At 63.9% G+C, this 24,522-nt stretch carries 30 protein-coding genes and 5 pseudogenes; 15 read left to right on the top strand and 20 right to left on the bottom strand.

Annotation, left to right across the window (positions count from 1 at the left end):
- Window positions 1-12: 12 nt before the first annotated feature.
- On the top strand, window positions 13-516 hold the full coding sequence (locus E3O22_RS15435) for a GNAT family N-acetyltransferase (protein ID WP_134396212.1): 504 nt from the start codon (window positions 13-15) through the stop codon (window positions 514-516).
- Between the two features lie 24 nt (window positions 517-540).
- Here the strand turns inward: E3O22_RS15435 and E3O22_RS15430 are convergent, their stop codons facing one another.
- Window positions 541-1,251 (bottom strand): M50 family metallopeptidase, encoded by a 711-nt coding sequence (locus tag E3O22_RS15430; protein ID WP_134396213.1) that lies wholly within the window; start codon window positions 1,249-1,251, stop codon window positions 541-543.
- 78 nt (window positions 1,252-1,329) lie between these two features.
- Between E3O22_RS15430 and E3O22_RS15425 the strand changes: the two genes are divergently transcribed.
- Together E3O22_RS15425 and E3O22_RS16005 are read left to right on the top strand one after the other, a co-directional pair.
- A complete protein-coding gene (locus E3O22_RS15425; RefSeq protein ID WP_134396214.1) occupies window positions 1,330-1,503 on the top strand; it encodes a CsbD family protein in 174 nt (57 codons plus the stop codon).
- A 61-nt stretch (window positions 1,504-1,564) separates the two neighbouring features.
- On the top strand, window positions 1,565-1,726 hold the full coding sequence (locus E3O22_RS16005; protein WP_166784676.1) for a hypothetical protein: 162 nt from the start codon (window positions 1,565-1,567) through the stop codon (window positions 1,724-1,726).
- Between the two features lie 344 nt (window positions 1,727-2,070).
- Here E3O22_RS16005 and E3O22_RS15420 read toward each other — a convergent pair whose 3' ends face one another.
- From E3O22_RS15420 to E3O22_RS16795, 4 genes and pseudogenes are all read right to left on the bottom strand, one after another.
- Window positions 2,071-4,683 (bottom strand): phosphodiester glycosidase family protein, encoded by a 2,613-nt coding sequence (locus E3O22_RS15420; RefSeq protein WP_134396215.1) that lies wholly within the window; start codon window positions 4,681-4,683, stop codon window positions 2,071-2,073.
- Window positions 4,684-4,902: 219 nt separating this feature from the next.
- A pseudogene (locus E3O22_RS15415) lies at window positions 4,903-5,613 on the bottom strand (AAA family ATPase).
- 22 nt (window positions 5,614-5,635) lie between these two features.
- Entirely contained in the window at window positions 5,636-6,070 is a 435-nt protein-coding gene (locus E3O22_RS15410; RefSeq protein ID WP_241976686.1) for a Mu transposase C-terminal domain-containing protein, read from the bottom strand.
- 79 nt (window positions 6,071-6,149) lie between these two features.
- Window positions 6,150-6,221, bottom strand: a pseudogene (locus E3O22_RS16795) (hypothetical protein); the annotation flags it as partial.
- A 69-nt stretch (window positions 6,222-6,290) separates the two neighbouring features.
- Here E3O22_RS16795 and E3O22_RS15400 point away from each other — a divergent pair.
- Both E3O22_RS15400 and E3O22_RS15395 read left to right on the top strand, forming a co-directional pair.
- Window positions 6,291-6,647 (top strand): helix-turn-helix transcriptional regulator, encoded by a 357-nt coding sequence (locus E3O22_RS15400; RefSeq protein ID WP_134396216.1) that lies wholly within the window; start codon window positions 6,291-6,293, stop codon window positions 6,645-6,647.
- Window positions 6,644-7,339, top strand: coding sequence for a cation diffusion facilitator family transporter (locus E3O22_RS15395; protein WP_134396217.1), 696 nt, complete (start codon window positions 6,644-6,646; stop codon window positions 7,337-7,339). The genes E3O22_RS15400 and E3O22_RS15395 overlap by 4 nt, the downstream gene beginning before the upstream one ends.
- A 731-nt stretch (window positions 7,340-8,070) precedes the next feature.
- Here E3O22_RS15395 and E3O22_RS16600 read toward each other — a convergent pair.
- From E3O22_RS16600 to E3O22_RS15380, 3 genes and pseudogenes are all read right to left on the bottom strand, one after another.
- Window positions 8,071-8,343, bottom strand: coding sequence for an SDR family NAD(P)-dependent oxidoreductase (locus tag E3O22_RS16600; protein WP_134398977.1), 273 nt, complete (start codon window positions 8,341-8,343; stop codon window positions 8,071-8,073).
- Window positions 8,344-8,428: 85 nt separating this feature from the next.
- A pseudogene (locus E3O22_RS16595) lies at window positions 8,429-8,833 on the bottom strand (SDR family NAD(P)-dependent oxidoreductase); the annotation flags it as partial.
- Window positions 8,834-8,950: 117 nt separating this feature from the next.
- Window positions 8,951-9,295, bottom strand: a pseudogene (locus E3O22_RS15380) (helix-turn-helix domain-containing protein); the annotation flags it as partial.
- 4 nt (window positions 9,296-9,299) lie between these two features.
- Between E3O22_RS15380 and E3O22_RS16515 the strand changes: the two are divergent.
- Window positions 9,300-9,386, top strand: a pseudogene (locus E3O22_RS16515) (recombinase family protein); the annotation flags it as partial.
- A gap of 484 nt (window positions 9,387-9,870) precedes the next feature.
- Here E3O22_RS16515 and E3O22_RS15370 read toward each other — a convergent pair.
- Window positions 9,871-10,116 (bottom strand): hypothetical protein, encoded by a 246-nt coding sequence (locus E3O22_RS15370; protein ID WP_134396220.1) that lies wholly within the window; start codon window positions 10,114-10,116, stop codon window positions 9,871-9,873.
- A 114-nt stretch (window positions 10,117-10,230) separates the two neighbouring features.
- On the opposite strand from E3O22_RS15370, the gene E3O22_RS15365 reads away from it, so the two are divergent.
- The 3 genes from E3O22_RS15365 (at window position 10,231) to E3O22_RS15355 (ending at window position 11,857) form a co-directional block, all read left to right on the top strand.
- A complete protein-coding gene (locus E3O22_RS15365; RefSeq protein ID WP_174722075.1) occupies window positions 10,231-10,434 on the top strand; it encodes a ribbon-helix-helix protein, CopG family in 204 nt (67 codons plus the stop codon).
- Entirely contained in the window at window positions 10,431-10,808 is a 378-nt protein-coding gene (locus tag E3O22_RS15360; protein WP_134396221.1) for a type II toxin-antitoxin system death-on-curing family toxin, read from the top strand. Before E3O22_RS15365 ends, E3O22_RS15360 begins: the two co-directional genes overlap by 4 nt.
- Window positions 10,809-11,059: 251 nt before the next feature.
- On the top strand, window positions 11,060-11,857 hold the full coding sequence (locus tag E3O22_RS15355; protein ID WP_134396222.1) for a LysM domain-containing protein: 798 nt from the start codon (window positions 11,060-11,062) through the stop codon (window positions 11,855-11,857).
- A 104-nt stretch (window positions 11,858-11,961) separates the two neighbouring features.
- On the opposite strand, the gene E3O22_RS15350 is transcribed toward E3O22_RS15355, so the two are convergent.
- Window positions 11,962-12,798, bottom strand: a complete 837-nt coding sequence (locus E3O22_RS15350; RefSeq protein WP_134396223.1) for a hypothetical protein — start codon at window positions 12,796-12,798, stop codon at window positions 11,962-11,964.
- A 294-nt stretch (window positions 12,799-13,092) separates the two neighbouring features.
- Between E3O22_RS15350 and E3O22_RS15345 the strand changes: the two genes are divergently transcribed.
- Window positions 13,093-13,560, top strand: coding sequence for a hypothetical protein (locus E3O22_RS15345; protein WP_134396224.1), 468 nt, complete (start codon window positions 13,093-13,095; stop codon window positions 13,558-13,560).
- Here E3O22_RS15345 and E3O22_RS16590 read toward each other — a convergent pair.
- The gene (locus E3O22_RS16590) at window positions 13,541-13,666 is read right to left on the bottom strand and encodes a hypothetical protein (protein ID WP_255570061.1); all 126 of its coding nucleotides are present in this window, start codon (window positions 13,664-13,666) and stop codon (window positions 13,541-13,543) included. The two genes, E3O22_RS15345 and E3O22_RS16590, sit on opposite strands and share 20 nt — an antisense overlap.
- Before the next feature lie 15 nt (window positions 13,667-13,681).
- Between E3O22_RS16590 and E3O22_RS15340 the strand changes: the two genes are divergently transcribed.
- Together E3O22_RS15340 and E3O22_RS15335 are read left to right on the top strand one after the other, a co-directional pair.
- Window positions 13,682-14,437 (top strand): phosphotransferase enzyme family protein, encoded by a 756-nt coding sequence (locus E3O22_RS15340; protein ID WP_134396225.1) that lies wholly within the window; start codon window positions 13,682-13,684, stop codon window positions 14,435-14,437.
- A 66-nt stretch (window positions 14,438-14,503) separates the two neighbouring features.
- Window positions 14,504-14,881 carry an ATP-binding protein gene (locus E3O22_RS15335; protein ID WP_241976685.1) on the top strand — a complete coding sequence of 126 codons (378 nt, stop codon included), beginning with the start codon at window positions 14,504-14,506 and terminating at the stop codon, window positions 14,879-14,881.
- Window positions 14,882-15,040: 159 nt separating this feature from the next.
- Here E3O22_RS15335 and E3O22_RS15330 read toward each other — a convergent pair whose 3' ends face one another.
- From E3O22_RS15330 to E3O22_RS15305, 6 genes are all read right to left on the bottom strand, one after another.
- Window positions 15,041-15,550: a hypothetical protein gene (locus E3O22_RS15330; protein ID WP_134396226.1), complete on the bottom strand. Its 510-nt coding sequence runs from the start codon at window positions 15,548-15,550 to the stop codon at window positions 15,041-15,043.
- Window positions 15,551-16,274: 724 nt separating this feature from the next.
- Window positions 16,275-16,964: a GAP family protein gene (locus tag E3O22_RS15325; protein ID WP_134396227.1), complete on the bottom strand. Its 690-nt coding sequence runs from the start codon at window positions 16,962-16,964 to the stop codon at window positions 16,275-16,277.
- Window positions 16,937-17,446, bottom strand: a complete 510-nt coding sequence (locus E3O22_RS15320) for a TetR/AcrR family transcriptional regulator (protein WP_134396228.1) — start codon at window positions 17,444-17,446, stop codon at window positions 16,937-16,939. Before E3O22_RS15320 ends, E3O22_RS15325 begins: the two co-directional genes overlap by 28 nt.
- 267 nt (window positions 17,447-17,713) lie before the next feature.
- Window positions 17,714-18,307, bottom strand: a complete 594-nt coding sequence (locus E3O22_RS15315; protein WP_134396229.1) for a TetR/AcrR family transcriptional regulator — start codon at window positions 18,305-18,307, stop codon at window positions 17,714-17,716.
- Between the two features lie 17 nt (window positions 18,308-18,324).
- Window positions 18,325-19,119: a hypothetical protein gene (locus E3O22_RS15310; RefSeq protein ID WP_134396230.1), complete on the bottom strand. Its 795-nt coding sequence runs from the start codon at window positions 19,117-19,119 to the stop codon at window positions 18,325-18,327.
- Complete coding sequence (locus E3O22_RS15305; RefSeq protein WP_134396231.1) at window positions 19,112-20,095, bottom strand: ABC transporter ATP-binding protein; 984 nt, start codon at window positions 20,093-20,095, stop codon at window positions 19,112-19,114. The genes E3O22_RS15310 and E3O22_RS15305 overlap by 8 nt, the downstream gene beginning before the upstream one ends.
- 252 nt (window positions 20,096-20,347) lie before the next feature.
- Between E3O22_RS15305 and E3O22_RS15300 the strand changes: the two genes are divergently transcribed.
- The gene (locus E3O22_RS15300; RefSeq protein WP_241976684.1) at window positions 20,348-20,740 is read left to right on the top strand and encodes a DUF4177 domain-containing protein; all 393 of its coding nucleotides are present in this window, start codon (window positions 20,348-20,350) and stop codon (window positions 20,738-20,740) included.
- Between the two features lie 65 nt (window positions 20,741-20,805).
- Here the strand turns inward: E3O22_RS15300 and E3O22_RS15295 are convergent, their stop codons facing one another.
- Window positions 20,806-21,057, bottom strand: a complete 252-nt coding sequence (locus E3O22_RS15295) for a hypothetical protein (protein ID WP_134396232.1) — start codon at window positions 21,055-21,057, stop codon at window positions 20,806-20,808.
- A 337-nt stretch (window positions 21,058-21,394) separates the two neighbouring features.
- Window positions 21,395-22,075 (bottom strand): TetR/AcrR family transcriptional regulator C-terminal domain-containing protein, encoded by a 681-nt coding sequence (locus tag E3O22_RS15290; RefSeq protein WP_198410636.1) that lies wholly within the window; start codon window positions 22,073-22,075, stop codon window positions 21,395-21,397.
- A gap of 56 nt (window positions 22,076-22,131) precedes the next feature.
- Here E3O22_RS15290 and E3O22_RS15285 point away from each other — a divergent pair, with 56 nt between their 5' ends.
- Complete coding sequence (locus E3O22_RS15285) at window positions 22,132-22,731, top strand: DUF4386 domain-containing protein (RefSeq protein WP_134396234.1); 600 nt, start codon at window positions 22,132-22,134, stop codon at window positions 22,729-22,731.
- Window positions 22,732-22,923: 192 nt separating this feature from the next.
- Window positions 22,924-23,844: an NAD(P)-dependent alcohol dehydrogenase gene (locus tag E3O22_RS15280; RefSeq protein WP_241973249.1), complete on the top strand. Its 921-nt coding sequence runs from the start codon at window positions 22,924-22,926 to the stop codon at window positions 23,842-23,844.
- A 399-nt stretch (window positions 23,845-24,243) separates the two neighbouring features.
- Here E3O22_RS15280 and E3O22_RS15275 read toward each other — a convergent pair.
- Window positions 24,244-24,522: recombinase family protein (locus tag E3O22_RS15275; RefSeq protein ID WP_134397113.1), on the bottom strand; the 279-nt coding region annotated here is incomplete at its 5' end.

The following is a 24,522-nucleotide window of genomic DNA, read 5'->3' as shown; positions in this document are numbered from 1 at the left end:
GATACTCGGAGGATGATCGATGTCACCCTCACCCTTCCCGCCGGCTCTGTGCTCCTTCGGCGTGCCCTGTCCCGGGATCTGTCTGCAATCGTGGGGCTTCTCGCCGACGACTCCATCAGCGCTTCCCGAGGCGACGCCGACCGGCCGGAAGATCGCGTCGCCTATGAACGGGCATTCGCCGCAATCGACGCAGATCCGGCCCAGCAGTTGCTGGTCGCGACGTCGCTCCTGGGCGAGGTGCTGGCCACCATGCAGCTCACCGTCATCCCTGGGCTCGCCCGGGTCGGGTCCACCCGGTTGCAGATCGAGGCCGTCCGGGTTCGTTCGGATCAGCGGAGCCGCGGGCTCGGCGGAGCCATGATTCGGTGGGCCGTGCAGAATGCCCCGGCCTTCGGGGCTCAACTCGTCCAGCTCACGTCGGACGCAGCGCGCGTCGACGCGCACCGGTTCTATGAACGGCTGGGCTTCACCGCGTCCCACGTGGGCTTTAAACACGCCGTGCCGACGGTCTCCTGACGGCAGCACCCCCGCGGGGCAGGATCAGGCAAGCAGGCCGAGGAGCCGTCCGGCGAACCCCGCGCAGGCGATCGTCGCGGTAAAGAACACGGCCACCCAGACCACGCCCGGGATGTGGGTCAGACGGGCCAGCTGGTCGGCGTCGGAGGCGGTACCGAGGCTCCGCGACCGGGACCGCTGGAGCTCGATCACGGTGCGCACAGCCCCGAGCAGCAGAAACGCCGTGATCAGCAGGGCGAAAACGCTCTGCACCGGGGGAGTGCCGAACCAGGTGATGCCGAAGACCAAGCCAGCGGTAACGAGGACGGACCACAATCCGAACCAGTTGCGGATCTGCACGAGCAGCAGTGCCAGGGCCGTCAGCAACAGCCACAACAGGCCGATGTCATAGCCGAGGCTGAGCATCCGTGCGGCGCCGAGCCCCAGCAGGGCAGGGGCGGTATAGCCGGCCAGCAGGGTCAGCACCATGCCGGGTCCGCGCGGGCGTCCGCGGCTGACGGTCAACCCCGAGGTGTCGGAATGCAGTCGGATACCGCCGAGCCGGCGACCGCTCACCGTCGCGACCACCGCATGACCGCCCTCGTGCGCGATCGTGATGACGTGGCGGGTGACCCGCCACGCGGCCGGCACCAGCACGAGCACGGCAGCGGCCGCGATGGTTAGCCAGGCCGTGACCGCGGGCAGAGGCTCATTTCGGGCGGAGAGTTGCCCCCAGAGATCGACAAGCCCGTCCATGGATTTCAGCCTAGATTACCTTGGGCGGGAGCTCTATACTGACCGCAAAAGCTGGATACGAGTGAAAGGACGGTCCCTATGAGTGCCTCGGACAAGATGAAGAACTCGGCCGAGGAAGCCGTGGGCAAGGCAAAGGAGGCCGCCGGCAAATTGACCGACAACGAACGGCTCGAAGCCGAGGGCAAGGCGGAACAGGCCAAGGCAAACCTCAAGCAGGCCGGAGAGAACGTCAAGGACGCCGTCACGGACTGAGTCGAATCCGCATCTCCACACCATCAGTGCACGTCAATCAAAAGAAAGGACGGCGAGCAGGATGAACGTACTCCTCGTTATCGTTGCCATCATCGCCATCGCGCTTCTGTTCACCGGAGGGTTCGTCGAGTCGCTCAACTTCCTCATCTGGGTTGGCATCGTGCTCGCCGTGATCGCGCTGATCGTCTGGCTTGCCCGGGTGGTCTCCGGGAAGCGGGCCTGACCGGGCCGCGCAGGTGGTCTCCGACCCGTACCGAGACAAGGAAAAAGCCCCGAATTCTCGGGGCTTTTTCTTGGCTGTGGGCGATACCGGACTCGAACCGATGACCTCTTCCGTGTGGATTCTCCTCTGCCAACTCGCCACACACCTCTTTGAGATGCCATCCACCACAATCACCGAGGCGACCTCGCCTATCCGGCGCGCGGCGCTGACCCGAACCTGCTGCCGCCGCTCGACCTAACTCCTGACGCACCCTTGCCCCCGAACCGAGCGTGTGACGGCGTTCAGAACCCTGCGGGACCGATCGCGTGACGCGATCAGTCCCGGGCCCGATCAACCGAGGCTGCTCAGCGTGTGCTGCTACCCGGCCCACCGCGGACGGGCAGGGCCTTCACGGTCACCGACACCGTCTTGCCGTTCACGGTCAGCTGCAGTGTCGCATCACCAGGGGTGACGGCGGTCAGCTTCTTCGTGGTCGGGTTGAACCGCAGCGCTGATGCGGCATGTTCCTTCACCGTTCCAGCGTCGATCACTACTCTCTTCCCTGACCAGCCGGCGCTCATCGGCCACTGCACGGGCACGACGCGGTCGCCGTCCTGCACGATGCTCGCGTCGATCGTGGCCGTCTCTCCCACGATCATCGTCGTCGGAACATCCAGCCGGATCTCGTCCACCCGCGGCTTCGTCTCGGCCTGAAGCCAGGCGATCCGGTCGGCGACCGTGGTCGGAGTGCTGCCGACGACCCCGGCGGCCGGGTTGAGCCCGAGCATCGTCCAGCCGGTGAAGCCACCGGTCTCCGGTGTGCCCGACGGGCCCTTGCCGGAATTTCCGTTGATGATGCTCGACACCCCGTCGAAGCTCGTCGCGTGGAACACTCCGACGTGCGCGTTGACCGTTGCAATCGACTTGCCAGAGTCGGCGCGGAACGCAGCGAGGCTGGCTTCCAGCGCTTCCGCTTCGAAACGGTCACTGAGCTGGCTCGCCTTCGACGGCAGCGGGTCGTTCGTCGGGTGGTGCGCGAACACGACGACCCCCGTGATGCCGCTGTCTGCCGCTGCGGTCGCGAGCGCGTCTTCGAGCAGGCCCAGTTGCGCGCTGTCGGACCTCGCGAGCGAACCGTTCGCCGTGTTGAGCGTGACGACGAGCGTTCCCCCCAGCTGCTTCACCTGGCTGGTCTCGCCGAACTCCGCCTCGAAGTTGGAAATGGCTCCACCCATCACCTCATGGTTGCCTGGAACGTAGATCCACGGGATCGCGTCGCCCACTTCCTCGTCTAGGACCGAGCGGGCGAGGTCGAAGTCCGCGACGGACGCCTCATCGACCAGGTCACCGTTGATCACGAGCAGGTCGGGCTTCTCGGCCACGATCTCCTGCAGGGTGCGGCGCGCGGCCTGGACGATCGCCCCGTCGGGGGTGCGCGCGACGAACTGGGCGTCGCTCATCACGGCGATGCGCTGGGCCCGGCCTGCGACGGTGCCGTCGGTCACGATGACATCGTCGTAGACGATGGATGCCGCGGGCTGGGCGACATCCGGAGCCACGACCGACGAGATTCCCGCGATCGAGACCTCACCGTGGTACGACGCGGTCGACCGGGTCTCCATCATCCGGATCCGCTCGAACCGGAGCGGGTACTCGGTGCCGTCGGAGGGGCGGTTCACCAGGGTCGACGCGTCGGTGCCGGGCAGGCGGGCGACGAGCGTGGAGGAGCCGCCGCCGTCAAGGTTGACGGCGTTGTAGGCGCCGAGGTCGAGCATCAGGCGGCCGACTTCCTGCACGGTCATGCCGCGGGCGTCGGCGGCGTGGCCTTCGATCGACGCGACGTAGACGATGGTGCCGTCCTGGTTGACGCCGACGGCGGTGCGGGCGGCCTCGACCTGGTCTTCGGCGGTCTGCACGCCATCGATGAGCAGTCGCTGCGATCCGCTGACGGCGAGGTCGACGTCGGCGCTGGTCGACACGGTGACGTCGGCGGTCTGACCGACGGTGAGGGCGGCGATTCGAGCAGCGGATGCTTCCCGCCCGACGAGCACGGCCGAGCCCGACGCGATGGTCGTCTCCGCCTTGACCGCGGCTGGGTCGGATGTGACGGAGGTGACCACCCCGTCGGTGAGGGTGGCGACGGCGAACGTCTTCGTCATGTTCGCCGGGCCGCCGAGCACCCGGGACAAGGGGTGGCTGCCCCACAGCGGGGTGTAGTAGCCGAGCGAGCCGGCCGGTACGGTTGGTGCGTTCACCGATGGGACGTCGAGGGTGTCGCCGTTGATCGTGACGGTGGCAGCCGAGGCGATCTGCTGGATCGCTGCGATGCCGTCAGCCATGGTGAAAGCCGGACGGTTCGAGTTTGTGGCGTTGAGCACACCGCGCGTCGATGAGACGTTCGTGCTGACCGGAGCCCCGGACGCGTTCATATCGAAGTAGTCGCCGTTGACGGCGGCGATCGCGCCGGTGCCACCGACCTGGTCGCTCACGGTCGCGCCTCCCGAGACGGCACCGTGGTCGAGCACGTCCATGCTGAGGGTCGGGGTTTCGAGGTCGGCGACCAGGATGTGCCCGGTGACCCAGCCCTGCGGCTGCAACCGCTGGAACGAGGTGAGGTCGAGGCCGGGGGCGATGGCCGTGGTGTCTGCGCTGAGGAGCGACGAGTTTTCGCCGCCGAGGCCGAGCCCGCCGGTGTTCTCGGCCGCGACTGCCGATCTCGGATCGGCGGTGACCGCAACCGTGCCGCCCAGCAGCATCCCGGCGCTGAGGATTAGAGCGAGCCAGCGGACCGTGCCGCGGCTCGTCGATCGGGATGGGGTGTGGTCGGCGGCGAGACTCTCGAGCACGGTGTACCTTTCGGGGCGGGCTGCGCGCGCGGGCAGCAGTGCCGAGGTTAGGGAATCGAGATGGCGTGGACTCGGCTGCGTGATGAACGGACGGTGTTCGGTGTGGTCGGCGACCCGCTGTTGGACGGACATGGTCCACCGGCTGTCTATGGGGAGCGCATCGTAGACGCGGGACTTCCAACCGTGCTCTTTCTACGGCCACTACGACGTGCAGCCCGCGGAGCCCACAAACTGGCATAGCCTTCTTCACCCGGAAATACGCGACGGAGGTGTGACTGTTAACGCGTTGTGGCGGCGTTTTGGGATCGCTTTGTGGCGCTAGTTTCCGATGACGAGGATGCTGGTGGCGGCTTAGATGACGTCGTCGGTGATGGCTTCGAGTTGGTTGATCTTCAGGACGCGGTTGATTTGCGGGAAGAGTTGTTCGAGGAGTCGGAAGTTGCCGCAGGTGATGCGTTCGTTCGCGGCGAAGGCATGGGCGTCGGTGAAGTCGTCGGGGTCAAGTGTTTTGCCGTGTCGTTTCCAGTGGTGGTCGAGGACGAAGGGCAGTTCGTCGCGGCCGAGGGCGCGGTAGCGGTGGGAGAAGCCGAGGCTGTAGAGCTGAGGGTAATGACGAAAGCGTTGGTCAATTCCGGGCATGCCGATGAGGATCATCGCGAGGTGCTCGCGGTCGTGGCGGTCGCGGAGTATCTCGAGCGCGGTGGGAGTGAGACGCTCGGCTTCATCGATGATGAGCAGCTCCACCAGGTGGGTGACTCCACCCCTTGTGGATGGCCCGGGACGAAGCAACCGGAGGTGTTTGTCGGCGCAGATTACGACTTTGATTTGCCAGTGGTCGATTTCGTTCATGAGTGTCTTGGGCCGGCAGAGGACTTCGGGTGTGTAGAGGACGGTGCGGGATCGGTTTGCGAGGGCGTAGTGCTAGGCGTCGTGGTCGCCGCGCGGCCCCCACTCGTCGATGTACGGCCCCAGAACGTCCCAGTGCACGTAGCGACGGGAGGAGTCGGTTTTGCCGACACCGGCATCGCCGTGGCAGATCCCAATGGTCCGTTCCTTGCGCACAGCATTGGCGAACTCGGTGAAACTACGGTGTCATTTCGTGACGATGAAACCTGCGTTCATCATTCGTCCTCTTCGTAGGTGCGCAACCTATTCCATCGTGGCGCTGGCGGGGCGGCGCGCAGAGTCTCACGTGCAGCGATGGTGGGGATGCGGTCGTTGATGGCTCGGCGGAGCTCTCGCCGTCGGGCACGGGGGCGGTTTCAATATCTCGGAGACTCAGCCGAAGGTTGGGGTGCGCTTCGTCCATGGCGACGCAGACGAAGGTGTCGTGGTCGAAGACGCGGATCTCGGAGAGATCGCGTGGGTCGTATCGGATCGTGATGGTGCGCCCGACGAATGAGGCCACTGTGGGTGCGAGATAGTGCTGGCCTTGGAAGTGGATGCCATCGCGCTGGACCGTGCGGTGTTTGGGCACGGTCAGGAGGAGACCGTCGAGTTCTTCCAGGGTGTCGGGCATTCGTGGCAGCCAGTCGTCGGTGGCCGAGGAGGCTTTCGGATGCTCCGGCGCCGTAGACGTTTGAGGTGTCGACGAGGTTGTCGTTGGTTTCGACAAACCGGTCGAGGATCGTGAATGCTTTGTGCTCGTCGGTTTCGGTGCCGAAACCCATGGTGCACCGCACGCCTCTGGCGTTTTCGCTGGGATCCGGTCAATACAGCAAGCGATGTATAGTCATCACGTGCTGACTATTACTACTCGTATCGATGTGATGAACCGGCTTGGTCGCGCAATGGCCGACCCGACGCGCTCGCGCATTCTCATGACCCTGTTGGACGGGCCGAGCTACCCAGCCGTGCTGTCCCGCGACCTCGGCCTAAGCCGTTCAAACGTGTCCAACCACCTCACGTGCCTGCGAGATTGCGGCATCGTTGTAGCGGAACCTGAAGGTCGACAGACTCGCTACGAAATCGCAGACCCTCACCTGGGGCGGGCGCTGACAGCACTGGTGGACGTGGTGCTGGCCGTTGACGAAAGCGCACCCTGCGTCGACGCGGCCTGTTCGATCGCCGGATGCTGCGTGGAGACGACCCGATGACCGTCACAGTGACCGACGCCCGCCGAGCAGTCCTACACCGCCGAGTACGGTTCATCGTCGCGTTCACGATCACCTACAACGTGATCGAAGCCGTGGTAGCCATCTGGGCCGGCACGCTAGCGTCCTCCGCTGCTCTGATCGGATTTGGCCTCGATTCGATCGTGGAAGTACTCTCCGCTTTAGCCGTTGCGTGGCAATTCACCCGCACGGACCCGGAGCGCTGGGAAAAAGCGACCGTGCGCGCGATCGGGATAGCATTCTTCGCCTTAGCCGCGTATGTCATCACCGACTCCGTGCTCTCGCTCACCGGGGCCCAGGACGTAGATCACAGCCCGCTCGGCATCGGTATTGCGACCCTCAGCCTGCTGGTCATGCCCCTGCTGGCCTGGTTCGAATTCCGAACCGGCCGCGAACTCGGCTCGAAAAGCGTCATGGCCGATGCCAAGCAACTCGTGCTCTGCATCTACCTCTCCGGCACCGTCCTGATCGGGCTGCTGCTCAACAGTCTGTTCGGATGGGCCTGGGCCGATTCCGTCGCGGCCCTCGTCGTCGCTGTGCTCGCGATCCGAGAAGGCATCGAAGCGTGGCGCGGTGACGTCGAGTCACCCTTCGAAGTTCTCAGCGAAATGGTTGAGGATGACGACGACAACGACGAGCAACACGAAAACAGAACCAGCGACCGACGCAGCTAATCATCGTCTTGTCCCCCTCGCGGGTGTGCTCGGTTTGGCCGGCGTTGTTCTCGTGCACGAACTGGCAGAGGTCGAAATCATCGCCAACGGCATCCACCCCGCCCGACACGGAACAGCCCTTCGGGCGGTCGGGTCGTCTACCGATCCTCGAATTCCGTTGCGCAGGTCGTCACGCTTCACCGTCAGCTCGGGGAAACGCCCCTCCCACAGTTGTCGCACACGAGGCGGCATCGTCAGCGTCGGCCAAATCATGATCAGCAAATCCTGGTTGAGAATCTCAACCTGGTCCACAACGCGCCCCTCCTGGATGGTCGCCTGACACGCGGTAATAAGGTCGCCCTCCGACTCCACATCGAAGCTCGACTTCGGCCCCCAGTACACCCTAGGGGGCGGCTGCACGCTCCCATTCCTTGGCCCGTGTAGGTCGTCCAGTCTCAGGGGCACGTCATACGGTTTCACATCTTGTATGCGGACCTTCCTGGGGCCGCCTGGGGGATGACTCGGTGACATGGGTTGAGCGTACCGAGAAGAGACAGAGCCCTGTCGAACATCACGGTGACGCGACACTGCGTTGCGTGCGGCCCTGATGCTTGCCCGATAGGGGATCGTGAATGCTTTGTGCTCGTCGGTTTCGGTGCCGAAACCCATGGTGCCGAGGGCGAGGTTCGATACGCCGATGCCGGTACCTGGAAGGGTGCGGTACTTCATTGTGGTGTTCCTTTCGTCGGGTGTTAAGCCTGGGAGGTGGGCATGGCCCACAGCTCGGCGATGGAGGAGCGGCGCGGGCGGGTCACCATGAAGGCGATGTTGTCGGCGATGTCGCCCGGCTCCAAAGGCTCCGGAATGGCGTCGGAGGCGGCCAGGTCGTCCTTGATGGTGTCGTTGTTGTGGGAGACGAGTTCCGTGTTCACCGCGCCGGGCTCGAGGACACCGACGCGGACGTGCTTCTGGGTGACCTCCTGGCGGAGTGCTTCGGTGAAAGCGTTCACACAGAACTTGGTCATGCTGTAGGCGCTGTAGTTTCGCCCAGGCCTGCCGCCCGGCGATGGAGGAGATGTTGACGATGTCGGCTACTTCCCGCAGCGTGTCCTCGGCCGCAGCGAGCAGGTGCGGGAGGGCGGCGTTGATCAGGTAGAGCAGGCCTTTTGGGTTGACGGAAATCATTCGTTCCCATTCGTCGACGTCCGCGCCGACGATCGGGCCGAGCAGCATGAGGCCGGCGTTGTTGATCAGGATGTCGGGGCGTCCAAATCGTTCGATGACGGCGGCGACGGCCTGATCGGCCGGGCCGCGGTCGGTGATATCGACTTCAACAGCGAGGGCAGTTCCACCGGCGGCCTCAATCTTGGCGACGACGGCGTCAAGGCGGTCCTTGCGGCGCGTGACGACCGCGACGTTGGCGCCGTGCTCGGCCAGACGGATCGCGGTGGCCTCACCGATACCATTACTCGCGCCGGTGACAATGGCGACGGTTCCGGTTAGTTGTGAACTCATGAGGGGACGGTGTTCGGGACACCTTCGAATCATGGTCGTCTACTCGGTTCCCTGCGGTGCTGAGAGGGCGATCGTCCCGTAAGCCCGTCCCGAGAAAATGCCCGATGAAGGGAGGCTCTATGGGGCACGTTCGGACGCCTCAGATGACTCGGCGGTGAGGTCCAATGCCCGAGTTCGGCGATAGAACGTTGCTCGAGACATTCCAAGATCGCGGGCAACCGTTGTCACTGGCTCTCCACCGTCGATGAGTCGACGCGCATTGCGGATTTGGCTGTCGGTGATGAGCCGCAGCCTCCCACCGAGATCCTTGCCGGCAGTGCGGCGCTTCGTGATGGAGTCGATCACACGTTCTCGTTTGATTTCGTGTTCCAGCTGTCCGAGTGCAGCCATGATCGTGAACAGCATGGACCCCATCGGTGTCGCTGTATCGACGTCGCCGCCGCCCAGGTTGAGTACGCGGAGGAAGGACCTCGGGATCACCCGGCAGACCTTGTACCGCCATGTCTCACCTGCGGGGGAGCTGCGGTCGGACGGTGCGAAGCTCCTATCGAAGAAGTTGTGGCCCCACCTGGTCACTGTCAGAAAGGAACCTCCTGCGGAGGACTTGCACCCGCTACTTACCGGCAGCGGGCCCGTGACCTTCCGTTGGTTGGCTCGCCTCAAGAATGGCGCTCTTGCGCCGCCCCCAGCGGATGAAAAGCCCCAGAGCCACGACGACCCCAACCACAACGCGAACCTGGACTACCACCCAGAAGTTCCACCAAAAAAGAGCACTGAATTCCATTTCGACCACCCCTCGATTCGCGGACACCTGAGTGCTCTACTTAGCGCGAGCCTACGACCGCGAGATCGTTCGGGGAATTACGCCGTCGATTGCTTGGCCAGGAGGGAACCTCCGGAGCAGCTCGTAAGACGAACGCTTCATTGGCACGGAATTCGCCGCCAAGGCTTCGAGTCGACGTTGAACGACGGGGTGCCATTTGGGAAGGTCTATCGGGCGACGCTCACGAGCGCAATCACAATCACACGGGCCCAGGTCAGAGCGAGCTTCGGCTCTGGGTCTGGGTTCGAACGATGAGCGCGATGACTACGGTCACGACGCCGACACACAGGAGAGCGAATGCTGCCGCCATCACCGCCGCATCGCCGGGGAGCATGGCGCACGCTGCCGGCGAATCGTCGTAAGGGCATGTGCGCCAGGGCTGGAAGAAATAAAGCACAGTCCCAAACAGTCCAACGACGGATGCCGCAATGCCGACCACTAACAACAACCGTGCTGCCATGTCAGGAGTAAAGCACAACGAATGACGAGCACTTGGAGCCTGTGGGCAGTTTTCGACAGGGAACCCTTATCGGAACACTTTCGGCAAAGGTGTCACCGGTGATACCATGTGTCCATGCCTATGACCCTTCGCTTGACTGATGCGGAGGCAGAAGCCCTGCGTCGCCGTGCCGAATACGAGAGACGGTCCATGCAGGAGGTCGCCAGGCAGGCGGTGCGTGAATACGTCGAGAACCACAGTCGCCAGGATCTGCTGAGCAGTGTCCTAGACGAGGAGCTTCCGCGCTACGCCGAAGCGCTTGAACGCCTCGGAAAGTGATCTATCTCACCTACGCGGACCTCCTCTACGTCGGGCAGCGGGCCCTCGGGGGAGACATGCCGGTCCGTGACCAGGGGCTGCTCGAGTCGGCGCTGGCCCGTCCGCGCGCGAGCGCGTTCGAAACGGATGCCTACGGCAGTCTCAACGAGAAGGCCGCGGCGCTGACGCACTCCGTGGCCCGCAACCACGGCTTGATTGACGGCAATAAGAGGCTGAGTCTCGCTGCGCTGATCACCTTCCTTGGTATGAACGGAAGACGCTTGACCTGGTCCAATGATGAGGCCTACGAATTCATCATGGACGTTGCTTCCGGGCGCCTTGACGACGTTTCGGATATCGCGAAACGCATTGACCTCGGCAGCGACGAGCGCTGAGGCGAGGTGGCCGGCTTGAGAGTCGTGAATGCTTCATCGGCAAGACAGGTCGTTTGCCGGTCATCAGCCTCACCAGGAGCGAGATAAGGGAGTGGCTCAGGCTCGCGCCCGGGGTCCGGCATGGGAACCGCCGACGGGCAGGTTCGGTGCGTCCGGTAGCGACGTCGGTCGAGCCACCTCGTCAGTCGGTCCCGGGGCTGGACCGGCGATGCGGCCGACTGCCATGCTGGGCTCGGCGGGGAGGGGACCTGATGCCACGACTGGCGACATCCGTTCTGGGGAGCATCGCTCTGGTGCTCGGACTGGTGGCTTGCTCGCCAACTGAGACTCCAGCGGTCGACACGGCCGCCCACACGGATGCGCCGGCCCCGCCCGACCGTGCGGCCGACGTTGTCATCCCCGACGGTGTCATCGGCACGGCCGAGCTCACGTCGGCCTCGGGAGACAACACCATCTCCGGAACCGTCGTCGTCACGGCGGGTGGGGGCGGATTCGACGTCGCACTGAAGGACTTCCACTCGGACGTCCCCGGAGGCTTGCAACTATCCTTCAGCCCCTGGTCGGAGACCACGATCTGCCTGGCCGACATGCACAGCTTCTCGTTCGGCAACCTCTCCACGGACGCCGATCAGCCTGGGCTGAGCATGGGCCCCAGGGACTTGTCCCGGGGCGACCCCAGCTACTACCTGACCGCCGTCATCACGGAGACCGACCCGACCACGACCGATCCTGACGGCTGCGTGCTCACACCCCGGGCGGTCGGCACGATCACCTGGGACGCGCCGGACACCCGCCCCGGGCTGCTCGCCGTCGATACCGGCGCCCGGTTCGGCGCCGGCGGTTCCACCGCTTCAGCCGATGGTGCCCCGCTCTCCTACCGTGTGGTCACCGGCGACACGCTCAACGACATCGCCGACCGCTTCGGCATCACGGACGACGACCTAGGCTTCCTCAACCCGCTCACCAGCCGCCAGCTCCAGGCCGGCGACGAGCTGAACCTCCGGGTGGCGCTGCGCGGCGGCGCCTCGGTCCCGCCGCCCTCGGGCTGAACGCCGCTCCAGGAAATGAATGGCCGCTGTCGCCCCCTATGGGGAACCCCTGCGGGACGGATCCGCGGCCAATCGGGCCGATTGCCGAGCGCCCAGATTCTGGGTCAGTGGGGGGACCGTAGCTGGTCGCCCGGCTGGAGCGCCGTGCCGGCTGCGCACCCGAGCTCTCCGGGCTGAAGCAGAATCTTGGGCACCTGCAACACCTGCACGCCGTCGACGTCTCGTTTCACGAGCAGGCAGTCGTCCCCATCGCCCATCGCGAAGCCGATGTCGCCGTCGACTACCGTCGCCTCGGGATCGAACGCGACCTCACGCTCACCGGTCGGCTGCGGCATCCGCTTGACGATCTCGGCGACTATGTCGTCAGCGGATGCCGCGGACGGCGCGTTTGTCAGCACCTCGACGACGAGAGCCTCCGCTCCGTCGGGAACAACGTTAACCAAGCGGGTGTCGACCGGAGGGGGGATGCGCTTTGCGTCCGGCGGGCAAGCGATGTCGTGGGCGACCGCTGTGTCGTCGCTCCATTCGCCGGGCTCCTCGGTCGCGACGCCCCAGAAATCGAACTGCGACTCAAAGCAAGCGACGTGCGGCCCTTCGTTCGGGGTGGGCTGTATCGTCGCACGAAACTGCAGCGCTCCAACTGGTTCGCCGTGGATCGCGCCGGGATATTGTTCGTAGCCGATCAACTCGACTACGGTCGATTTCTCGGTGTCGGTGTCAGCCCAGCGGGCATAGTCATCGATCACGTCCGTCCCCTCACGGTAGAGACCCCGAGAGACGTCAGCGACTGCCTTGCGCGCCGACACTTGCGACACCGCGTCCGACGCCGGGACTGCTGCTCCCGCGCAACCAGTGAGCGTGCCGCACACCGCGAAGGACAACCATGCGACGGGGCTCGGACGGTGTCGGTTCGAAACGGAATGGCGCACGTTGTTGATCAAACCACAAGTCGGCCAGATGTTGTTGCGTGGGGGATGGCCCACATCAGCACGGCGTCAACGCCGAAGGCGAAGTCAAGCGGTGGTAATCATGTCATCGATGGTACCGCGGCTCCCCGCCCGCAAGGGGGAGGGTTAGCGGGCGGTGCTGCCCTGCCCCTACCTGCGGGGTGAGCCGTGCACGGCCGCGTCGGCTGCGCCTCCCGCCCGGCAGCGTGGGCCCGCGAAGTAGTGCCAACGGCGTATCCTGCGCGCTACGCTGCAGTCACGGCGGGGCCGAGTTCATTGGGGGATGGTGTGAAGGTTCTGGGTGCCGTCGCGGCCGGGCTGATGGCCTTGGGTGTCGCCGCGCTTCTCGTCGTGTTCGCCCTGGAAAACCGGGTCACCGAAGTCCTCGTGGAGCAGGCCGCGCAGCTGGCTGTCCCCGCCGACTGGGAGCAGGTGAACGACATGGTTCGCCGCGAACAGTTTCTGTGTATGAGCACGAACCCGTGCCCGAGCATCTCCCGGCGGTGGGTGACGGACACCCCAGTTAGCGTCCACGACTTGGAGCGCATGGCGACGGGCGCGGGCCTCAGATTCTCGGTGGAGGGCACCTGCCAGCGGCCGCCGACCGCGGTCTCCGAAACGGGGGTATGCACCTTGTACGGTGTTCGCGGTGAGTACCACTACCAGGTCTGGGTGAGCGACCGTCCGCAGGAGCCCCAGCAAGTGTCACTGGAAGTGAGTCCGAACCGGCCCGGCCTCACTCAACCTCGGGGCTGAGGGACTCCACCTTGTCCCGGAGGGTGGCGACTTCGGTGCGGTGCTGGTGCAGCTCGTAGGCCTTTTCGTCGAACCCTCTGCGGGATTGGGAAGCCTGCAGTGTCATGCGAAGCTTGGCGACGTGAGTGAGAAGCTGGATGGCGGATTCGATGGCGGCGCGCTTCTCATCGATGGAACCGTGCGCCGCGTTCCTGGCACGTGGACCCCGGCCGTGAATGCCCTCTTGCAACATCTGGCCGACAAAGGGTTTATCGGGGCACCGCGCCCGCTTGGGACCGACGCACAGGGTCGGACTGTCGTTAGCTTTCTCGAGGGTGCGACCGTCGGTAACGTCCGCCCGTGGCCGCGTTGGACGCACAGCGAAGAGGCGCTCCTGGACGTCGGCGACTGGCTCAGGCGCTACCACTCAGCAGTCGCCGACTTTGTCCCGCCCGCAGGCTCGACCTGGCGCGAAGGCCAAGTATGGGAGCCTGGCCTGATCATCGGTCACAACGACGCGGCGCCCTACAACTCAGTCTGGAATGAAGACGGACTGGTGGGTTTCGTGGACTGGGACATGGCCGGCCCGACCACGTACGCCGGGGACCTTGCCTGGGTCGCATTCTCCTGGGTGCCGCTCCACGCTCGACAGCTCGTGCTGGAGGAAGGATTCACTGCCTTCGGCGAGCGGCGGGCACGCCTCGAGTCCTTCCTTCGGGCCTATGAGTGGGATGGTTCTGCCAACGCTGTTCTGGAACTCATCCGTCAACGAGTACAGAGGCAACTCGACATCATCCGCTCAGTGGCGGCTGATGGCGATGTGACCTACCAGCGGATGCTCGCCCACGGAGTCGACCGGAATCTCGAAGCCGCGTTGGGTGATGTCAGCACTGTTTGATACCTCGTCACAAATCCAGGCTCAGGGAGGAAATTCTGATGGGTTGGGCGGAATGCGATCGTCGGCATGACCCGTGTCGTCTTCATGTGTGGCCCAGCCGGTTCAGGCAAGTCCACGGTTGCACACGAGCTTGAGTCTGGCGGCATGGCGCGGCTGTCCTTCGACGAGGAAGTTTGGCTGCGGGGTATTCAATCCCAACCCTTGGCCGAGGAAGTCCGGCTCGAGATCGAAAGCCACCTGCGGCAGAGACTTCTCGACCTTGTGATGAAACAGACCGATGTGGTGCTGGACTACTCCTTCTGGTCCCGACGCATGCGCGAGGACTACCGCGCCATCCTCCGGCCGCTGGGAGTCGAGCCGGAGACGATCTATCTGGCGACTCCGCGGAAGGTGGCCTTGGCTCGTGTCCGCGCGCGGGCGGGCCAGGAGCCGAATGACGTTTAGCTACCCGATGAGCTGGCGGCCGCTTACTTCGATCACTTTGAGGTTCCCACCCCTGATGAGGGCCCCTTGACCGTGGTCGCATAGGCTCGGCGCCTCACCCGGGATGCCATTGAGGAACCCTGTGCGGGCGCGCTCATGACTTGGGTGACGTTAGCGCCTTCAGGATGGAATGGTGAGGCTAATTGGGCCGGCCTCGGCAGGTCCGCCGCATCGTTGCGTACCGCCCACGCGAACCCAATTGAGTGAAACGTCCCGCTCAGCGAGGACCTCTCCGCTTTCCGAGAGGGCACGCAGGGACGCTTTGTCCGGAGCCGCCATTTCTATCGAGATATTCCAGGTGCTGTCATCGATCTTGGTAGCGAAATAGGGGATTCGAGTCACTGAAGGCTCTGGCGTAAAAGTCTCGAGTTGCTGGGGATCGAGGGTTTCAAGGCGGACGGGGTCGTCTGACTGCTGCAGGACCGGTGCGGGTACCGAACACACGCCGTCTGCACACAACTCCACGACGCTGACGTCTTGTCTTTGGCCTTCGAGCTTGACCTCTACGGTGTTGTTCCACGCGATTGCCGGGCACGCATAGAAAACCGAGCAGCCGGGCAACGCCAGTGTCAAAAGAAACGCAGCGCCGAGACCCGTCACCCGTTTTCGTGTCGACGTTGCGGCAGCCATTTCATCCTCTTCGTTGAATGTTATTGGACAGAAGCTTTCTAGCGTTTTCATCCGAACGGCGACCCTGCGTGAACGAGTCGTCCGGGAACTGCGGATGCGTCGGGAAGAGCGAAACCGCCGACATCCCCCTCATGACTACTGGGATTCGACGTCTCGTACGCAGAGCCTCCCACGTGGTCTGTACTGTCGAGCCCCTCGTCACCAAGTCGTGATCCTGGGGATGCGGGCCGGTGTGAGGCGCTAGTAGTGTCGACACCAATCGACCTGGGGCAACCAGATTAATCGGTTCCTTTTCGCGGTGGCCGCGTCACTGTTGCTCTTGACCGGCTGTTCAAGTTTTGCTGAACCTGGGCCCGACAGCACGGGCACTCTTACTCTCAGCCCGGCAGAACTCCCCGAAGGCTTCAAAGATCGCGGGGACGATTCTTCAGGGGGCGCCGGTCGCGCGTAAGGCGGACGTCCACAGACGCAGATTCAGCGCCAATTCGCCGAGGTCCCGAAGTTTCGGGGTAGTGCCCTTCGGGAACCCTGACCGGGCAATCAAGACAATGTCGGGAAGAATGAGGTTAGGTGAGGTGAAAATTTGTACAACTACAGCGGTGAAACAGTGCTCGGCGAATTCACCACCACAATCCGGTTTAAACTGCACCCCGTCCAAGCTGCTCAACTTCGCTCAGTGATGCGCGGTGGGGGATCCACACCGTTCTCGTCTCGCGCAGGGTGCTCAGGGCCAGAGAACGATAGTGATGACTGCGGTGGCGAGGACGAACAGGGCGATCGCTGCTGGGATAGAGCGTTTGATGGTTCCCGTCGAGAACCGATCTAGCACTTTTCGTAGGCGTGACCTAACTTTGTCGCCGTGTGCCAAGCCGAGGGCGAGCAGAATAAGGCATGGGATGCAGTACACGAGGGCGTAGCCGGCGAGTACGAACAGGCCCACGGGAATGTCGATGTCCGCGGCGACCATCCGTTCGATGGCGATGAAGTAGGGGAACGCGTTCGGCAGGTCAGCTCCAGTAACGAGGATGCCGAGCGGGAATGCTGTCCACACCCCGAACCAGGACGGCAGGTCGATGCCTTTCCTTTCCCGGTCCTTGAAGCGGCGGAGCCCGGCGACGGCGAGAGCGATGGCTGCGATGAGGAACACTCCGCGGCGAAGCCAGATGAGCCCTTCGCCTACGGCGTCGGCGGCGGCATTGGCGCCGAGGAAGATGACCATGCCGAGGGTGAAGACCGTGCTCATCGCGCCTAGGACGAACGTTATTGCTGAACCGACAGGCCTGTGGCTGACGGTCAGCAGGATCAGGGTGATGACGGCGATAGTCGCTGGGTTGAGCGAATCAGCTAGGGCGAGGCCGGCGATGCCGACGAGGAGGCCACCATTAATCACCTGGTGGACCTGTGATCCAGCCACTGCAAGATCGCATCAACGCCGGGTGCAGAGTAGTCGTCCGTGATGCTGTTGAGCAGCATTCCATCACCCAGGAGACGGATGACCGAGGCTGCGGTCGGGTCCCCTGTTTCAATGGCGAAGAGTTGTTCCCACCGTTCGGTTGCCGCCGCGGCCTGCTGCATAAGCGTGTCGGTCATCGAAGGGCGATCAGTGAGCAGGATCAACATCGCCCGATAGAGAGCGGCCTCTTCACGGGATGATGAGAGCCGCAACCAGGTCTCGATCACGTTGCCACGCCCGGCGGCCGCGGTCAGTTCCTGATCCATATCCTGAATTGCCTGCACCGCAATACCCTCCACCAGGGCAGCGCGTGACTTGAAGTGGTGCATCAGTCCCCCCTTCGACACCCCTGCCTGATGAGCGATGGCATCCATCGACGGCACCGACCCGGTCTCGATCGCGAATCGTCGAGCGGTCTGCAGAATGTGTTCCCTGTTGCTCATGAGGTGACGATAGCACGGAAACCGACCGACCGGTCGGACTGATGAGTAGAATTTGAGAGTTTTGGTCTGAACCCCACGGGGGATGGTGAACGGACGCGGATTCGACCGCGGGAGGCGAAGCTCCTGGGGCTCCCGGCCCTGTCTCGCAAGCCGAACGTTGGCCGCGAACGGTAAAGGCAATGTTGAACGGGGTCCACGGCTGTTGCAGGCCCCAAGCTGGAAGTTGCAGAGTTCAGTACATGTCGACGCTAACCCGGTGTGTTTGGGTTATGTGGCCGGGGCGCCGACTCCGTCTACGAAGTAACTGACTGAAGCGCTCAGGAGCTCCGATCCCGCGAGATCCTTGCCCAACACTGGATGAACGGCCAGCCCGAACAACATCGCCAGCAGCGTGATCGCGGCCAGTGTTGGGTCACAATCGGCGCGAACCCGGCCCAAGGTCTGCTCCTCGGCGAGATATTGGGCGATATCGTGTGGCGGGCCCTCCAGCGGCATCTGTGGCCATTCTCCAAGCGGCGGGGCGAGGGTCGGGTCGGCGATCATCGCCTGCTCCAGAGGTAGTAGGTCCTGCTGAAGCTGGGCTAGTTGTCGGATGGTGTCAAGTAGGTTGCCGAGCACTGTGCCCTGTCCGGCCAGGGAAGGCAGGGACGCCGTTGCGGCGACGATGGGTGCGTTTCGGTCCAGCACCGCGGCGTAGAAGAGTGACCGTTTGTCGGCGAAGTGCCGATAGAGGGTGCCCTCGGCGACACCCGCCGCAACCGCTATCGAGCGCGTCCGGACGTTGGCGTAGCCGACCTCGCGAACCAGGGCCGTGGTCGCGTCGATGAGGCGTTTTCGGGTGGTGTCTCCGCGGGCGTTCATAGGTCTATCCAATCGGACTATTCGGTTATCGGTCTGCGGATGAAGATCACGAGCCCGATGGTGAGTCCGACTGCCGCGTAGAGGCAGCCGATCAGAAGGGCACCGGCAAAAGACAAGTCATCGGTTCCGCCCTGTGCCAGCGCGGTGAGGGTCGTTCCGGGCAGCCACTTGCCCGCGTCGCTCGACGCGGTCTTGATGATCGTCTCGATGAGGAGAACCCACCCGACCCCCACCGAGATGGCGATCGCCGAGGAACGGCTCAGTAAGGCGAGTACGAGTCCGATGATTCCCCAGACCACGCTGGCACTGAATGAATTCATCCAGGCGCGCGCAACTTCGCCGACAACGTCATCCATCCAGAGTTCGGTCGAAATTCCCGCGGCTTCCGCCGAGGGCAGCGCGGCCGCCAGGTTGACGGCGACCGCCAGCGTTGTGGCTAGGGCCGTCCAGATCAGCAGTGCTCCTATCTTCCCGAGCAGTAGCCTCCAGCGGTGTGGCTGGGCGGCGGCGAGCAGACGAATGAGGCCCGTGCTGTAGTCTGAGGCTGCTGCGATCGCCCAGAACGACAGTGTGATCACTCCGAACATGCTTGCCGCGGAGGAGACGCCCGCGACGAGTCCCGATGAGCTTTCAAGATTTGCCACGCTTGGGAACGAGACTCCCGGTCCTCCGCCAGGAGGAACCGTTCCGTTGGCTGCGATCGTGTAAATCACTGTGTTGATCAGGACAGCGAAGACTGCCATGAGGCCCAGCCAGCCCAGCCAGATTCCCCGCCGGTTGAGGCGGGTGAGTTCGCTTCGTAATTCACGCATTGGTGGCAACTTTCTTTCGGGCACCCTGCGGAGCGGCCGTTGAGTTGGGGGTCGGCGCCGCCGTCAACTCGAGGAACACGTCCTCGAGGGATTCGTCGATCGGGGTCAGGCGGCTGAGCGTGATGCCTGCCTCGTGGGCAGCGCGATTGAGCGCTGCCGCGGCGGTGGCGGGGCCGCGTACGACTAGCGAGTCCTCTTCAAGCGACCACCCAGCGGTTTCGAGAGCGGTGCGCAGTCGGTCGGCATCAGCGGGGTTCTCCGGGGCGACTTCGATGCGTGCGCCGGCCTTATCGAGCAACTCGCCAATCGGTCCCGAGAACATTAGCTCCCCGAAACGGATGATGACGAGATAGTCGCATGCCGCCTGGATCTCGGCGAGCAAGTGCGATGAGACAACCACGGTGCGCCCCTCGGCGGCCAGGGTTTTGAGCAGCTGCCGAATCTCCACGATCCCGGCCGGGTCAAGGCCGTTGGTCGGCTCGTCGAGGATCAGAAGTGCTGGGTCAGGGAGGAGCGCCGCCGCGATGCCGAGCCGTTGCTTCATCCCGAGCGAGAAACGGCGAACGGATTCGTTCTCCCGACCCTCGAGACCTACGATGCGAATGACCTCGGCGACCCGGGTCGAGGGCAATCCTCGCAGGCGAGCCAGCGACAGGAGATTCTTTCGAGCCGAGAGCCCCGGAACAAATGACGGTGCCTCGATGAGTGCTCCGACGTCGTGTGCGTAGCGGGCGGGGTTCGTGGTCGGGTGGCCGAGTACGGTGGCCCGGCCCGATGTCGGTGGAATGAGCCCGAGCAGGATGCGGATCAGAGTCGACTTGCCGGACCCGTTGGGGCCAAGGAGGCCAACCACGCCGCCCCGGGGAAGAGCCACACTAACGCGGTCAAGCGCCGTGAGACTGCCGAATTGGCGGAGTAGGCCGTCGGTGGTGATGGATGCCGCGGATGTGTCCGCTTCGATATATGACGTGAGCACTCACTCACATTAGACCGCACAATCGCATAGGGCAAGGAGATCCGCGACATCCGCTCCGGCTGCGACTCCGCGCTGCCGGGCGAAAAGATCGAGACTTTCAACTACACGGCCGAACAGTCCGTGCTGCAGCAGCCGGTGCGGATGGGTTAGGTCTCGACGCCTGAGGCAATCGGTGCCGCCAGCGATACCGGCTGATACGTTTTAGCGCACGTCCAGGCGCGTCGCGACCTGACCGACTGAAACGAGGCAACAGTGGCGAACGCAGCAGCAGGTTGGTACGACGACGGTTCGGGTCGCCAGCGACGGTGGGACGGCGAGCAGTGGATGGATGTGTGGCAAGAGGAGGCGCCGGTGAACAGTCCCGCCGCGCTGATCGACCACATCAAGTCGGAGTCCGTCGCGGGAGGTCGACCACGGCCGGCGCAAAAAGGGCAGAGCTACGTCGTATTACAGGTGGTGCTGAAGGAGAAGCTATTCGGTACCGGATCTGGCAACCTCACCGAGCTAGAAAGGTCTATCAACGCGCAAGCCGCCCTCGGCTATCGACTGCACACCATCACGACGTCAGCCTCAGGCAGTAAGGGCCTCGGGGGCGGCGACCGCATTCAGGCCACGCTGGTCTTCGAGCGACTCGGGATCAGCTGACGTCTATCGGCACCCGATCAGGCGCGTCTAAAGGCCGGCCCATCCCGTGAATAGCGTCCGGAACCTCACGCCCGCCGCCGCCACATCTGGATGACGTTGTCCGCAGCCTCCGCCTCGACCACCACCCGCTCCCGTTCCCGCTCCGCGGCATGACGCACCCGGACTTTCTCCGCCACGTCGAGCAGGTCCCACAGCTGCTCGCCGGTCACTGACACGCCGCGGGCGCCGGTGCGCCGGGTCCGTCCGCGGATCAGCGCGTAGTGGGCGCGGAACACGGGCGCCCCGATCGCCGCCTGCGCGTCGTGGAAGAACACCACGTTGGATACCGGCCTGAGCCCTGATTCAGCGTCCTACACAACCGGGCGAGCTCGAAGCGCGACCAGCGGGGAGCGGCACGACGAGTCGGCGCGCCCCAAGCACCAGAGCGAGCCCGAAAACAGGGACGAGTTGTGTCACTGGTGCCCAGAAATTCGCGACTGCGGGGTACTGCTCGCAGAGGAACATGATTTCATCATATTGACGGGCAACAAGTCGTTCGCGAACAGGTCAGGCACGACGTTCGAACGCTTTGACGCCGGCGGCCTGCGCGTCCATCTCAGAACCGCACGTTGGTGCGGGCGGTGATGCACCGGATCCTGGCAGCGCTGCCGAACGTTACTGATTAGGAGGAACGGAGTCGCTCAGAAGGGCTACTTCGAGGCCATCGAGAATCAGTTCGAGACCGAAGCCAAATTCGTTGCCGAAGGCGTATCCGGGCTGCAGGATCAGCGATACTGCCATCGCGGCGAGGTTCTTGAAGGAGTCGGCCATGGCTTCCTGCTGCGCCATAATGGCTTCGGTCGCGTCGCCGATGTCGCCGGACGGGTCGAGCGGCAGCGAGGCCTCCTGCTGGGCGAAGCCCAGCACGTAACTGTCCAGGATCGACATGGCGTGGCCCGTCATGGCCATCGAGAAGCCCGCAGCCGTTAAGCAGCCGATGACCGAATCGAGGTGACCGAGGGTCGCCGGTCCAGGGGATGTGCGGGCCTTCATGCTGATGGCCCAGGGATGCAGTGCCAGGACACTGCGCGTCGACCCCGCCCGCTTCCGCATGGCCGCCCGCCACTCGTCCCCAGCACTCGGCGTCGCGAATTCGGAGTGCACGATGTCGAGCATCCCGTCGAGAAGATCTTCCTTGTCCTTCAAATGGTAGTAGAGCGACATGGCCGTTATGTCGAGTGCGGCGGCCAGCTTGCGCATGCTGAGCGACTCGATCCCGTCGGCATCGGCAAGCGCCATGGCGACCCTGATCGCTCGCTCACGGGTGACCGGTGTTCTATCTTCAGGCTTCGCCATAGACACCACCATACGCCGTATGGTACTTTCGCGTTATTCACCATACACCGTATGGTATGACGACTGGAGATGAGAAACGTATGAGTAATACACGCACAATTGCCCGCACCGTTGGCACGCTGATGCTTGCCGCCTTTGTCCTTTACTTCATTGGAAGCTCTATCGCGACGACCGCTTCCCCCGGCGGCCTCCTCACCGCAGGAGTGGTGCTGATGGTGTTGAACTCGGTGGCCGTGATCACGATCGGAGCTGTCATGCTTCCTGTCCTTCGGCCACACGCTCCAGTAATCGCGGCCAGCTACCTCGCCACCCGGATCTTCGAGGGTGGGATTTTGGCGGTCGGCGCGGTCGCGCTACTCGCCGGCATGGGCGGCACCAACTTCCTTGCATACAACATTGCGATGGCGGGCCTTGGCGTCGGTAGCCTGCTGTTCTGCATTGCGCTCTACCGCTCACGCCTCGTGCCACGGTTCCTGGCCGTGTGGGGATTTATTGGCTACGCGTTATTCGCGGGCGGGTGCTTTCTCGAACTCGCCGGCGTAGTGGGTGCCAGCCTCGTTTCCACCGTTCCGGGTGGCCTGTTCGAGCTGTTCTTCGCCATTTGGCTCATTGTGCGGGGCTTTGGCACGACCGCAGCCGTAACGGCTCGGGCATGACCGTCCCCCCTCCCACAAAAGACCAGCCGTGCTCGGGCGCCGCTCCGGCCCGGCCACCGGTCGCGTCACCGCCGCCCGGCTGTGCGCAGCGCCGGAAGACGTTACCGGTATGCGGTAGCCTGCAGCCGAAGTAGGAGGCACATCTTGAAGGCAATAGTTCAGCGGGAGTACGGCGATGTCGAAGTGCTCAAAATGGAAGACATCGACCATCCGGTCGTTGGCCAAAACGACGTTCTCGTCCGCGTGGTAGCCGCGAGCCTCAACCATGCCGACTGGATTCACACGTCGGGCACACCGCTTGTCGCGCGATTGGCCTTCGGCACTCGAAGACCGAAAGCGATGACGCGGGGCAAGGATGTCGCGGGCGTCGTCGAGTCGGTCGGCACCAATGTCACGGCTTTCCGCCAGGGCGACGAAGTCTACGGAGAGCTCAGTTCAGGAACCTTTGCGGAGTACGTCGCCGCACCCGCCTCGCTTCTGGCGCGAAAGCCGGTCAATTTGACCTTCGAGCAAGCCGCCGCGGTGCCTCTGTCCGGGATGACAGCTTTGGTCGGCTTGCGCGATGCCGGTTCGGTGACGCCCGGTCAGCGAGTGCTGGTCAATGGGGCATCCGGGGGAGTGGGGACTTTCGCTGTGCAGATCGCGAAAGCGCTCGGCGCCGAGGTCACCGCCGTGAGCAGCGCCGCCAACGCTGCGCTCGTGCAATCACTCGGTGCCGACCACGTCGTCGATTACGGCCGCGACGACTTCACCCGTGGAACCGCTCGGCACGACGTCATCTTCGATCTAATCGGGAACCACACGCTGACCGAATTGCGCAGCGCACTCACTTCCAAGGGAGTCCTCGTACTCTCCAGTGGCACAGGCGGACGCGTGGTCGGGCCTATGGGGCGCATCCTCAAAGCCGTTGCCATATCGCCACTCATTGGCCAGAAACTCAAACCATTCACCCAGAACGGCAGCACGAAAACGCTGAACGAGCTACGCGACCTGATTGAGGCCGAGCGGGTGACCCCCGCAATCGATCGCATCTATCGGCTCGCCGAGGTGCCCGCTGCCATGCGGTACTTCGTCGACGAGCACGCCCGTGGAAAGGTCGCAATAAGCGTCTGATCTCGGAATCGGATAGACTCGACCTCACTCAGGCGTTGGACCGGTGGGCTTCGATGAGCAGAAATGGGGAAGTTCGCTGAGCGCCACCAGTCGCGACGAGCAGCGCGGTGAGCCCCATCGGTCGCGAGCCAGCTGCGCCACGCATCCCACTGAGCGGGCCTTAGCAGCCCAAGGAACCAATCGACCATTGCGAGCAACCACACTCGGCCAACATGCAAACGTGGTGCTGGCCGTTGCCCCTCACCATGTGCTCGTCAACCTCACTAGTGCCCTCGCTTTGTAGCTGTCATCGGAGTGGCCAGGGAACCACTCAGGCTGCGAGCTAGAGCGGCGGTCGGAAGTCGGTTCGCGTCTGCGAGTTGACGAAGATCCAGACCAGTGAGGCGACCAATGTCGGTACTAGACGCCCACCAACGTAGCGTATAAACCGGAGCTGTTCAGCGCGGCGTAGAGCGTCTGCCGCGACACCCCGAGGTCCCGGGCCACCAACGCTTTCGGCACGCCAGCCTCGACCCGCTCGCGGGCCTCAGTGATCTGCTCCAGTCCGAGCTTCGTAGCCTTCTCGTACGTCCCGTTCCTCTTCGCGATGGCGATGCCCTCTGCCTGCCGTTCACGGATGGATTTGCGCTCCAGCTGTGCGATAGCGGCGAGAACCGTGAGCATGAACTCACCTTGGGG

The sequence above is a fragment of the Cryobacterium sp. TMT2-18-2 genome, assembly GCF_004402245.1.
GTDB classification, from domain to species: domain Bacteria; phylum Actinomycetota; class Actinomycetes; order Actinomycetales; family Microbacteriaceae; genus Cryobacterium; species Cryobacterium sandaracinum.
Note: the sequence above shows the minus strand (reverse complement) of the source record. Positions and strands in the feature narration are given on the sequence as shown.